Source organism: Metabacillus sp. KJ11-3, from assembly GCF_055808295.1.
On record NZ_JBVVRS010000004.1, the window covers coordinates 138,421 to 150,560 of the forward strand.

At 33.4% G+C, this 12,140-nt stretch carries 8 protein-coding genes and 3 pseudogenes; 7 read left to right on the forward strand and 4 right to left on the reverse strand.

Going from position 1 to position 12,140, the window contains the following annotated elements; translation table 11 throughout:
• Window positions 1–326: 326 nt before the first annotated feature.
• Window positions 327–1,493 carry a DUF3800 domain-containing protein gene (locus AC0L8O_RS27550; protein WP_473449839.1) on the forward strand — a complete coding sequence of 389 codons (1,167 nt, stop codon included), beginning with the start codon at window positions 327–329 and terminating at the stop codon, window positions 1,491–1,493.
• On the opposite strand, the pseudogene AC0L8O_RS27555 reads toward AC0L8O_RS27550, so the two are convergent.
• Window positions 1,489–1,689, reverse strand: a pseudogene (locus AC0L8O_RS27555) (ZIP family metal transporter); the annotation flags it as partial. The gene AC0L8O_RS27550 and the pseudogene AC0L8O_RS27555 overlap by 5 nt on opposite strands.
• A 692-nt stretch (window positions 1,690–2,381) precedes the next feature.
• The gene (locus AC0L8O_RS27560; RefSeq protein WP_251683097.1) at window positions 2,382–4,016 is read right to left on the reverse strand and encodes a multicopper oxidase family protein; all 1,635 of its coding nucleotides are present in this window, start codon (window positions 4,014–4,016) and stop codon (window positions 2,382–2,384) included.
• 412 nt (window positions 4,017–4,428) lie between these two features.
• Between AC0L8O_RS27560 and AC0L8O_RS27565 the strand changes: the two genes are divergently transcribed.
• The 6 genes from AC0L8O_RS27565 (at window position 4,429) to AC0L8O_RS27590 (ending at window position 9,702) form a co-directional block, all read left to right on the forward strand.
• Complete coding sequence (locus AC0L8O_RS27565) at window positions 4,429–4,647, forward strand: hypothetical protein (RefSeq protein ID WP_473449841.1); 219 nt, start codon at window positions 4,429–4,431, stop codon at window positions 4,645–4,647.
• Window positions 4,648–4,664: 17 nt separating this feature from the next.
• A complete protein-coding gene (locus AC0L8O_RS27570; RefSeq protein ID WP_473449843.1) occupies window positions 4,665–5,819 on the forward strand; it encodes a murein hydrolase activator EnvC family protein in 1,155 nt (384 codons plus the stop codon).
• 201 nt (window positions 5,820–6,020) lie between these two features.
• Entirely contained in the window at window positions 6,021–7,397 is a 1,377-nt protein-coding gene (locus AC0L8O_RS27575) for an ATP-binding protein (protein WP_102231251.1), read from the forward strand.
• The gene (locus AC0L8O_RS27580) at window positions 7,394–8,068 is read left to right on the forward strand and encodes a response regulator transcription factor (protein WP_251683098.1); all 675 of its coding nucleotides are present in this window, start codon (window positions 7,394–7,396) and stop codon (window positions 8,066–8,068) included. Before AC0L8O_RS27575 ends, AC0L8O_RS27580 begins: the two co-directional genes overlap by 4 nt.
• Window positions 8,069–8,112: 44 nt before the next feature.
• Entirely contained in the window at window positions 8,113–9,030 is a 918-nt protein-coding gene (locus AC0L8O_RS27585; protein WP_102231253.1) for a F510_1955 family glycosylhydrolase, read from the forward strand.
• Between the two features lie 93 nt (window positions 9,031–9,123).
• On the forward strand, window positions 9,124–9,702 hold the full coding sequence (locus AC0L8O_RS27590; RefSeq protein WP_102231254.1) for a YdhK family protein: 579 nt from the start codon (window positions 9,124–9,126) through the stop codon (window positions 9,700–9,702).
• A gap of 920 nt (window positions 9,703–10,622) precedes the next feature.
• Here AC0L8O_RS27590 and AC0L8O_RS27595 read toward each other — a convergent pair.
• Both AC0L8O_RS27595 and AC0L8O_RS27600 read right to left on the reverse strand, forming a co-directional pair.
• Window positions 10,623–11,241 (reverse strand): annotated as a pseudogene (locus AC0L8O_RS27595) (reverse transcriptase domain-containing protein); the annotation flags it as partial.
• A gap of 598 nt (window positions 11,242–11,839) precedes the next feature.
• Window positions 11,840–12,043 (reverse strand): annotated as a pseudogene (locus AC0L8O_RS27600) (DUF305 domain-containing protein); the annotation flags it as partial.
• Between the last annotated feature and the right edge of the window lie 97 nt (window positions 12,044–12,140).

The following is a 12,140-nucleotide window of genomic DNA, read 5'->3' on the forward strand; positions in this document are numbered from 1 at the left end:
ATATAATTCATAAACACACTCTAAACTTCCCATATTCTGAATACCTCTTCTACCAGATATATAATTATTTTGGCAGAAAGAACTCTATTCTATCGAGCACGATATGTTCACTTTAGTATGGCAATTACACATTCCTGATATCTAAAAGCTTATTTTGTATAAGGATTAGTAAATAAAGTAAGAAAAATCAATGTTTAATATGCTAAACTGAGCCTAAAGACCAGCGGAATTCAACTGTTTTTAGGACGCATATTTATATTAATAACCGCATTAAGTCAAAGTCTGGTACTATATTTATCAATGACAGATTTGAAGGGGAGATGTGAATGAACATTACTGGAAATGAAAATCAGAAAGGTTACACATTTTATTATGATGAATCTGAACATAGTAGGAAAATAAATCAAAAAACAATCCAAGCTGGTAACTACTCTAATAATTTTATTTCTGTAATTATTGGTTATGTAAATGAGCGAAAAAGCGATATTGAGCAAGAGTTTAATAATTTCAAGAATAAATACCAATCAAGGTTGGTTAATAATGAATTAAAAAGTACCTCTATAAAATTGAAGTATGGCTTTGCTTCTATTAACAAGCACAATATTTCGTTCTTAAATGATTTCTTAGATTTGATAGATGAAGATATTTTACTTTACTTTTCTGTACTTAATAAGATTGAGTACATAACTAATCAAATTTTCGGGAATTATGAGAATAGCTTATTGATAGATATGGATAAATTGAGATATTCAATTTCTAAATCAGTTTCCCTCTATAAACCTCAAAACTTAATTGAAGCAATTTATAATGATGGAGATATTGTTCGAGAGCTAAAAAATTTTTTTCAAGAGCGGATAAATGCAAATAACTTAAATATTACTCTCAAAGAAAAAGAAAATAGCATGTTCAATGATATAGTAGTTATATTAAATGATTACAATAAAGATTTTAAGATTGATTGGGAATATACAATTTCATTTGATGGTTTTAAGAAATATGTAGATGAGAACGGAATCAAAAAATATCAACTTATTTTAGATAAAGAAGGAAATAAAAATGAAGATAGCAAAACCTTAGTTGCCGCAAGAAAAATGAACATTAAGAATGTCATTGAAGATGATTCAAAAAATCACATTGGTATACAGATAGCTGATATGCTAGCTGGTATTATCTCCAAGTTTATTAAAATGTTAGAAGAAGACTTAGCTTATAAAAATATAAAAGAAGCTACATCTAAGAAATTATTGCCAAAAGAATGGTTTGATATAAATAGCAATCAATTTGTACTGTATATAAAAATGTATAAAATAATAATACAAATGAATAATTCTTGGTTTAAGTCTTACTCAGGGATATATGCAGATAACCTCGTACAATTTATAACCTTATTAAACTATTTTAACAGTTATGAGAACTTTCAAGATTATAGAGAAATTAGCTTAGAGATGCATCCAGAGTTTTATAATAACTTAGCAATTACTACCTTAAAATAGCCGGAGAGAGGAGTGACCAAAAACTAGCTGCAATCATAACTCCTCCAGCAAAGCCTAACATACTATCAAGGAATTTATCGTTAACATTTTTTGTAGTAAATACTAATGCAGCACCTAAAGCTGTCATACCCCAAGTAAATAAAGTCCCAATTAGAGCCTGCCAGACAGGGTCAAGATTCATAAATGTAGTAATCAAGTTATCCCTCCATCACATAGTAAATTTAGGGTGTCTAAACATATTATAATTATATTGATTGTAGTTTACTCAAATGCCGACCGAAGTGCTTGTCATTACCATCTATTTTTATTGAAGTGGTCAAATGGCTATTGTTGTGAGAAAATGCGGTCACGTCGCATATTTTGAAATGAGGGTTATCCTAAAACCAAAAGGGACATCTTCTTTTTCTAAAAATGGAAGTATTCCCTAATATTAAAGGGAAAACCTTGATTAATCTTTGCCTAGAAAAGTATCCAATCGGATTCAACGATTAATTAGTACGATGCCTATCATTCTATCGAGCACTTGATGGGGCTGATTTTAAGCACGAGTGTCAAGTCTATAATGCCAAAGAAAGTCTAGACCATTTACACTAGTTACACACTGTTATTTCAAATGCAAAGGTGTTTGTTGGTGGAACGTTCCTCGGACTTAACTCTAGGCTTCATTTAGATGAATTTTGCTATCAATTTAATCGAAGAAAATTCAATGGAGAATGGTTTAACCGTTTATTAACATTGTGTGCATCAACAAAAACATTTACTTATTCTGAGCAAGTTGGACTAATAATCATCTGATTTATAAAATTTTAAATATGTAAATTTATTAAACAGGTGCATAACTTCATTGAAAAAGTACAAAGCAATCTAAATCGCTTTGTACTTTTTTATTTATTCTGGTTTATTATTAGCATTAGGGTCAGGTGTAAATTCAGGTTTAAATCCTTCATAAGTTACTTGTGTTACCATTCCCGCAGTAGCATGATGTAAATCATGACAGTGGAACATCCAGTTTCCAGGATTGTCTGCTTTAAATGCTACAACATATTCCTCTCCAGGTTTTATATTCAGTGTATCTTTTATAATTGGTGATCCTTGAATTGGGTTTCCATCTTTACTGAGCACTTGGAAGAAGTGGCCATGTAAATGCATAGGATGATCATCAGTTTCCGAGTTATTGACCAATTTTACTTTTACTAAATCCCCTTCTTTAACCTGAATATTTTCGGTGTTTGGATAGGTTTTATTATTAATTGTATATTTTTCTCCGCTTTCATCTGATACTGTATTTAGATCCATTGTATATTCTAAGTCGTATTTCTGATCAAGAGAGAATTCTGCTTTCTTTTCTTTGCCATATGAGGTTAAATCAAATGTTGGCAAGTTTTCTTTTTCGTTAGGTTGATCAACGTTTTCATCCGAAAAATCCTCATACTGAATCAATGCTTTCATTCCTTGTGAAGTTTCCATGTCTCCATGACATTCAAGGTACCAATCACCAGGGTTATCTGCAGTAAACTCAATATCATAACGTTCGCCTGGAGATATAGTAATTAATTCATCTTTTATTACTTCTGGATCAGTTATTTCTTGACCATCGGTACTGATAACTTTAAAATCATGGCCATGTAAGTGAATTTTATGTGACATGAATCCAGCATTAACTAAGCGAATCCTGACTTTATCTCCCTCTTTTACAGATAAAGGAGTGACATCCTTTCCGCTTTTCCCGTTAATCGTAAATGTATCATACATACTGTCCATATCATGTCCAGCAGTCGTTTCATCAGAGTTTGCATCTTCGCTTGTACCCATATCACTCATATCCTCTGGTTCAGAGCCCATATCCATGTTGCTATGGTCCATGCCTTCCATATTAGTAGAGTCTGCATTTTCATCCTCCATCTGAATTGATTCCATGTTACTCATCCACTCATCTAAAACTAGAATATAGTCTTTATCGTATTTTTTGTCACCTTTATCTTCAATAATAAATGAACCATAAAGTCCTTTGTCTAATTGGTTAACTCCATCTTGATGAGAATGGTACCAATAGGTTCCAGGAACAGATGCTTGAAACTCATACGTAAAACTATCACCAGGTTGGACAGCGTTCATTGTTACGCCAGGGATTCCATCCATGTTATTTGGAACAGGTAAACCATGCCAATGGATTGTAACAGGATCCTTCAATTCATTTTTTAGGTTTATTTTGACATTTTCTCCTTCCTGAACTCTAATTTCTGGTCCCGGGACAGAGCCATTAAATGTCCATGCAGTTACTTCTTTTCCTTCAGCTAATGTATGCTTACGTTCTTGTGCAACCAAGGTAAATTCATTTTTTTCTAACTTCTCGGTTGAAACGGTCTGCAATAAATCCTTATTAGATGCATTTTCAGCTTTTACTTCTTGTTCCTCGTCCATATTCATATTACTGTGATCCACGTCATTCGTTGTATTAGAGCATGAAGCAAGTATGAAAATGAATAGAGAGAATGTAAAAGTTTGTATCAGTCTCTTAGTCATATTTGACACCTCCAAATGATTTTTCAAATAGATTGTATAACAACAATATGGAGATTTTATGGAGAAAATATTGTAGGTTAAAAGAATTTCAAAATTTAATTGTACTTTTATAATAAAAGTTGGACAAAAGTGATGTAATTATAAGTTGTTCATTCTCTATCATTGTTTATTTCAATAGTTAATTTTTTTGAAAACTTTAATAGAGATTTAATTTGCTAAAAAACGATAATATTTTACAAAATTAATAATTGAAATAAAATTGTAATAATTTTTGTGTCTAATTTTGTTAGAATTTGATGCTATAGTTATTTTTAGAAAATAGATAAAACTTACCATAGTCATGGTCATTAATACATATAACTTACCATTTTGATAGGTGTGTAGATTAAAAATAACGTAGGAGGAATAATAGGTGAGAAAGAAAGTACTGTCACTTAGCTTGGTGACTTTAATAGGAACAAGCACATTAATTCTACCCTTTAATGTGAATGCTGTTTATGCAAACTCAGATTTAATGAAGAAAAAAGAGGATATTCAAAACCAACGTTCAGGTGTTCAATCTAATATTCAAATAAAGGAAAGTGAAATTTTAAAATTAGAGGAAGAGAAAAAAAGCTTGATGTTGAGATAGAACGACTTGATAGCCAAATGACAGATACAAATGGGGAAATTCGCCAGATTCAAAATGAAATCAATAATATTAAGAAAGAAATAAATAAATTAAAAGTTCAAATTGGAGATATAAAACAAAGGATTAAAGAGCGAACTCTTCTTTTAGAAGACCGTGTACGTTCTCTACAAGAGAGTGGTGGGGTAGTAAGCTATTTGGAAGTAATACTAGGTTCTCAAGACTTTAGTGACTTGGTTAGTCGTATAACTGTTGTTACAACAATTGTTAATGCTGATCAAGAAATCATTTTAGCTCATGAAAAAGATAGAAAACTACTAAATCAAAACGAGGAAGATTTAAATGCTAATTTAAATAAACTGAAAAAAACATTAAATAATCAGGAGCTATTAAAGAAGCAATTAAGCACACAAATTGATGAAAAAGATAAATTATTAGCTCAAGTGAATGTTGATCATGAAAAAGCAGAATCAACTCTTTATGACTTAGAAGATGAAGAGGCATTTCTGGCTGAACAAGAAGTTGCAATTCAAAAAGAAATGGAACGTCTACAGAAATTAAAAGAACTAAAGGAACAAAAAGAAGCAGAATTGGCAACTTCCTTGAAGAAATCAAATAAAAGTTCGGTAAATACTTCCGAACCAAAGCAAACTTCTAGTCCAAAAAGCACTTCAGAATCAGTACAAGCGTCTAGTAAATCAAGTACTTCTGATTCGGAGCAAACACCAAGTAAACCAAGCCCATCCAAATCAGAACAAGTTTCTAATGAAGCATCTGAACCCGCAACAAGTAATAGTTTTATATGGCCAGCACAAGGGTCATTCACATCTGGATATGGTCAACGTTGGGGCAAATTGCATGGTGGGATTGATATAGCAAATAGCGCAGCAGATGTACCAATTTATGCATCTGCAGCTGGAACTGTAATACGTTCATACTATTCAACTAGCTACGGGAACGCTGTTTTTATCTCTCACAACATTGATGGAAAAGTTTTTACTACAGTTTATGCACATATGGATTCTCGATTAGTAAGTAGCGGTCAAACGGTCAGCCAAGGACAACAAATTGGATACATGGGTAACACTGGTCAATCAACTGGTAAACATCTTCATTTTGAAATCCATGATGGAGCCTGGAAGAATCCTGTAAACCCAATGACTTATTTAAAATAAAACAAAAATCCTAAAGTTAACTAACTTTAGGATTTTTTGTACCAATTATTGAAGGATTTAGAGAAAAAGTACTGCTTATTTTAACTGATTAAGAATACATGTTTTTTAATTTTTTTAAAAAAAGTCCTTAAAAACTGCACAAAGTTTTGGTATTAATACAATAAAAGTTTTAATACCCTTTTTTGAAAGTGGTGATTCGAATTGAACAAAATATCATTAAAATTGGGCTTTTGGTTTTTAGTTGTGATGCTATTAATGGAAGTATTTTTACTCTATTTTCTTCATAAAAACATCGTAATTACACAGATTGAGAAAGAATTATCTGCGTTACAGGCTAGAGGTAACAATCATAGAGATGTTCTTGAAGAATCATATCGTCCCGAAACACTTCAACATATTTCCTTAATGGAACTAAGTGGTGAGATGGATGTTATTGTTACAGACAACAATCAAAACATCATCATTAGTTCTTCTAAATTAGATCCTGTTGAAGAAAAAATCTTATCTTATGATTTAAAAAATGTCCCACGTAATGGAAAAGTAATTGAACAGCGCTGGAGAGATAAAAAGTATATTTCTACAGTTACTCCCTATTCAATAAACGCTAATGAAAAAGGGTATGTCTATATGTTTCAGAATACGAATCAGGTCCAAGAAATTATTACAAATTTAAACCATCATTTTATTGTAGCAGCGGTCATCACTGGTATTTTTTTAATACTAACCATTTTATTTTTAACGAAAGTATTAACTACCCCACTTATTCGAATGAAGAAGGCTACCGAAAAATTAAGCAAGGGTGATTTTTCTGTTCATTTGCCTAAGATGGGGAAAGATGAATTAGGTGATTTGTTCCAATCTATAAAAATTCTTGCCAATGATTTAAAATACCTTAGAGAGGAGAGAAATGAATTCTTAGCAAGTATATCTCATGAACTTCGCACTCCCTTAACTTATATTAAAGGTTATGCAGAAGTGGCTAGACGAAAAAATTTAATTGATAAAGAACGAGATCAATATCTCGAGATTATTTATGAGGAATCCGAAAAGTTATCTGTTATGATAAAGGATTTATTTAATCTCGCAAAGATAGATAGAAATTCATTTGTGATCGATCGGATTAACGTACAGCTTTGCTTTTTCTTCCACTCTCTTTATGAAAAGGTACTCCCAGCTTTTAAGGAAAAAGGGGTCGAACTAGAATTAATTTGCAAAAAGAACGTCATTGTTAGGATAGACCCTATAAGATTTGAACAAATTCTTTTAAATCTACTAAATAATGCACTAAAATACTCAGAGCCTCATACTACAACGAGTATTTCAGTGAAAAGAGAAAAAGGGAAGGTACGAATTGAAATTAAAGATGAAGGATCTGGTATTCCTAAAGAAGACGTACCTTTTATATTTGAGCGTTTTTATAGGGTCGAAAAATCCCGATCTAGAGATTCAGGAGGGACAGGATTAGGGTTATCGATTGTGAAAGAACTAATTGAATCACACGAAGGTAACATTGAGGTTAAAAGTGAACCGGGGAAAGGTAGTACTTTCATTATTTCGATTGAGGAGGAGACAGAATGAAAACCATATTACTGGTTGATAATGAAGAGAGGATGCTCGATTTATTAAGTATTTATTTATCCCCTTATTATCATTGTATAACAGTAAATTCTGGTCATAAGGCTATTGACTATATGGAATATTCCCATGCAGATTTAATTTTATTAGATATAATGATGCCAGATTTGGATGGCTGGAGCACTTGCAGTCAAATAAGAGAATTTTCTAATGTCCCTATTATTATGTTGACAGCCAGAAACCAAAAATCAGATGTAGTAAAGGGTCTTCATATAGGTGCGGATGACTATGTGACCAAACCATTTGATGAAAGAGAATTGTTGGCAAGAATAGATGCCTTATTTAGAAGAATAAATGATAAAGAAAAAAAGGGAATCTTTTTTAAAGGATTGTGGTGGAATGAGGAATCCTTTGAAATAACATATGAAAAACAAATAATTCAGTTAACTCCTAAAGAGTTTTCTTTAATCGGATTATTATTAAAAAACCCAAATAAAGTCTTTTCGCGATCACAATTGCTAGAAAGTATTTGGGGTGATTACACTTACACAGAGGATAGGACGATTGACTCCCATGTCCGAAATATACGTGATAAAATTAGACAAGCAAACTTTCCGATCGATCAATACTTAGTTACTATTTGGGGAGTTGGATATAAGTGGCTGAGTAAGTAATGACTATAAATCTTTTAGAATCAAAAAGTAGGAGAGGATTACATTTGAACAATTTAAAATGTGGATTATTATTTTTTCCAGCTATGGCTTTGCTTTTAGCAGCATGCTCAAATGACGAGCCTAAGGAGTATTTTATAAAAGCAGATAATGAAAAAATTGAACATATCCATGGTGCAGGTTTCTGGGGCCCTGAAGGGACTCCTGTTATTGCAACTCATTATGGTCCTTTAGAATTTAAAGACAATACTTGGTATAAAACATCAAGAAATAACCATGACTACATGGGATTTCAACCAACTAAAAACGGTTTTTATTCAAGTGGACATCCTGAAGAAGGTTCAGGTTTGAAAAATCCTTTAGGTCTTGTTGAAAGTACTAATAAAGGGGAAAGTTTAGAACAGCTTGCTTTCTACGGAGAAACTGATTTCCACTACTTGGGTGCTAGTTATGAAAAAGGAACAGTTTATGTATTTAACGAAAATCAAAACTCTAAGATAGGACCAGGATTTTATTACTCTAAGAACAAAGGGAAAGACTGGACACAATTAAAACTAAACGGAATGACATCTAGATCTATTGGAGGATTTGAAATACATCCATCAAAGGATAATATAATTGCTATCTATGCAGAGGAAGGGATCTTTCTATCAGAAAACTATGGAAATGATTTTTTACTTATCCCAACAGAGGCAATGGTTACCTCTTTAACATTTAAGGAAGATTCACTGATCTATTCCAAACTTGAAAATGATAAGGTTAGTCTACACGAAGTTACTTTGAGTAGTCAAGAGGATCGATTACTAACTGCTCCTTCTCTGAATAGTGGGAACGTCCCTATTTATCTGGAAGCGAATTCTTCAAGAGAAGAAGAACTGATGATTGTTACCTTAAAGAATGATGTTTATCTAAATGAAGGTCAAAAAAAATGGAATAAAATATTATCTGATGGGGAAATAAAATAAAGTACTAATTTTTAATCTGGTTAGGCTTACTCCATAATTTCTGCACATTTTTTTGATATGATAATTCTATTCGTTAAAGGAGGAGTTGTTTATATGCTGAATAAAAGAATAGCAGTACTGTTGTTTGCAGCCCTTTTCTTAGTACTTGGAGCCTGCGCTAATGCTAATGATGAAAACACAGAAAGCACAGAAGAAAATACGAATGAGGACATGGAAGGCATGGATCATAGCAATATGGATATGTCTAGCTCTGGTGAAGTCCCTGAAGGTTTAAAAACTGCAGAAAATCCTAAATATGAGGTCGGAAGTAAAGCGATAATTACGGATGCACATATGGAAGGTATGAAGGGCGCTGAAGCAACGATTGTTAGTGCATATGATACTACTGTTTATACAATTTCGTATACTCCTACAACTGGTGGAGAAAGAGTGGAAAATCATAAATGGGTTATTCATGAAGAGTTACAAGATGCTGGTGAGGCACCAATAGAACCTGGAACAGAAGTAACAGTTAATGCAGATCACATGGAAGGTATGGAAGGGGTAACTGCTGAAATTGATACAGCTGAAAAAACAACTGTATATATGGTTGATTTTACTCCGACTACTGGGGGAGAAGAAATAAAAAATCATAAATGGGTAACAGAAAGTGAACTATCTCCTGCTGAATAAAGCTAAACAGAAATGAAATATTTTACTTATCAAAAGAGCTTATTCCAAGATGGATAAGCTCTTTTGCATAGGTGCAACGCTAGAAAGCGTCAGTTAGAATAATTTGCTACTCGGGAAGATAATGAAGGACTAAGCAGTTTGCGTTAGAGATATACTTGGTTACTAAGATCAGGGAAACAACCTAATAAATAATACAAAAATTCCTTTATTTTATTGGGTGTTGTCAACTTGTGGGTTTCTGCTAAGGATAGTTAATTTTGTAAGGAATAGGGTTATTAAGTATTGTAATGGCGAATTATTGAGAAAATATGCAGATTTGACGGTTATTTAATGAACTACCTTAAAATGCAAACTTTCTCCAATTTTTATTATAAAAAAAACTTCGCTTTGAGGTGTGGCTTAAATGCAATTAAAGTTAACTAAATCGGGACAATTCTATCTCCCAAATTGTATCAGATAAGATATAAATCTCGAACCAGGTAACAATATCTATATTTTTTGGATAATAAGGAAATTATATTGACAAAAGAATTATGTGAAAAAGAAAATCAATGCATACTCATTAAAAGGGGAAAACTCCATATATCTGTTGGAATAGGAATAAATTGTAAAAACATTTACAGTGAAATGTAACGAGATAATAAACAAATAAGATAGGAGAATTGTTTTAAGTAAATCCGATTACGAAACTGAAGGATAGAATAATAATAATTGTCGATATTACTTTGCGGAGTACTGAATCCTACTTTAATTAAGTAGGAGGGGGTGACTAACCCCGACCTCTTACACCACCGTATGTACCGTTCGGTATACGGCGGTTCATTTAAGTTTGACGTAGAAATTCATACCTTTGATATAGACTTTTGAGCCCTCGATTACTCCAATAAGAGTTATCGAGGGTTTTGTTTAGAATTGGACTACAGGCTATTCTCCAATATTTCTTTAAGAAGAGGACTCAGTGGACCTCCTTGTGGTGTTCCTTCTTCTGCATCATAGACTACACCATTTATCATAATTCCTTCTTGGAGATATTTCCATATAAGTTTTAAGACCAATCGGTCTTGGATTCTGTTTGCTAATATCCCCATTAATTTATCATGATTAACTTTATCAAAGAATTTCTTCGAATCCATGTCAATCACCCATCTATAGCCTTCACTTATGTATCCCCTCGCTTTGCGAACTGCGTCGTGACATCTTCTATTTGGTCTAAATCCATAACTATGTTTCGAGAAGGTTAGGTCAAAAAGTGGGGTTAGAACTTGGGCAATAGCCTGTTGAATGAAAAAGTCTGTCACGTTAGGTATTCCTAATAATCTTACTCCACCGTTCAGGTTTCGGGATTTTGACTCTACAGACTGGGTTAGGTTGATAGGTACCGTTCCTTAAAGAATTACAAAGGGTTTCCCAGTTTTCATAGAGGTGTCTTCGTAGGGATTTTACGGACATTCCATCTATTCCGTGACTCCCTTTGTTCTGCTCCACACGCTTAAGTGCTTCTATTAAGTTTTCCCGTGACAGAATCATATTCATCAACATGTGATATTTCCTTTCGACGTGAATGTAGAAATCTATTTATGTTATTCCTGCTCCACCCTCATGAAGTCCCCTATGGAATTCACCATTTCCTTCTTCATGTAGGTCCTTTCGGATTGTCTGCTTCTATACAGGAATTGTATGCCTAGTTCTCGTTCTTCCTAATTGTTCAATCCTTCCCTTACCATCTCGAGTAGGTAAGGTACTATGACCTCTGCTTACTTCTGGCTGTTCAGCTATCTATTGCTAGATAGGTTACCAAGCGTACTTGGCGTTTCAATCAGACCTCCCCGGGTAAGAGTACAGTCTTTCCCTCCATCTATCTGCTCCATTTACTCTGTACCACCTTCGGCAGTAAGGACTTTGTTTTGTAATGAAAACTCATCCAATGGTACCTAGCCTTATATGAAGTTCGTGTTCCTCAGACCGGAGGTTTGCCGCTCGCTTTCTTCAGATTTCGCGTCACCACGGTCACCCTTGCGTTAAGCTAACCACTACTCCTGCCTTCATGGCTCGGGACTTACACCCTATAGACTGCACCCATGTCGGGCGCACAATAAATGAAAAACTTCCAATGGAGGTTTTTAAGGAAGATAATAAATTATTCTTCATCTTCAAGATCCTCAATTAATTTCTTCATTTCATCAATTTCTTTACGTTGAGCATTTATGATTTCGTCTGCTAATTCACGAACACTTGGATCTGTTATTTTAGCACGTTCACTAGAAAGTATTGCAATAGAATGATGGGGAATCATAGCTTCCATATAGTCGGTATCGGCCACCATTGTTTGACTTCGCAATAAGGCCCAGTACCAGCGTTCGTGCAACCAGGGGCAAAGTAAATCTTTTTATTGATTCAGTCCTGACTCTAGGGACTTTTTTTATATTCTGAATTCCTAT

Bases quoted from the DNA above. Each gene is read 5' to 3' on its own strand.
- AC0L8O_RS27550 (WP_473449839.1), top strand. From the start codon at position 327: ATGAACATTACTGGAAATGAAAATCAGAAAGGTTACACATTTTATTAT.
- AC0L8O_RS27560 (WP_251683097.1), bottom strand. From the start codon at position 4,016: ATGACTAAGAGACTGATACAAACTTTTACATTCTCTCTATTCATTTTC.
- AC0L8O_RS27580 (WP_251683098.1), top strand. From the start codon at position 7,394: ATGAAAACCATATTACTGGTTGATAATGAAGAGAGGATGCTCGATTTA.
- AC0L8O_RS27570 (WP_473449843.1), top strand. From the start codon at position 4,665: ATGACAGATACAAATGGGGAAATTCGCCAGATTCAAAATGAAATCAAT.
- AC0L8O_RS27590 (WP_102231254.1), top strand. From the start codon at position 9,124: ATGCTGAATAAAAGAATAGCAGTACTGTTGTTTGCAGCCCTTTTCTTA.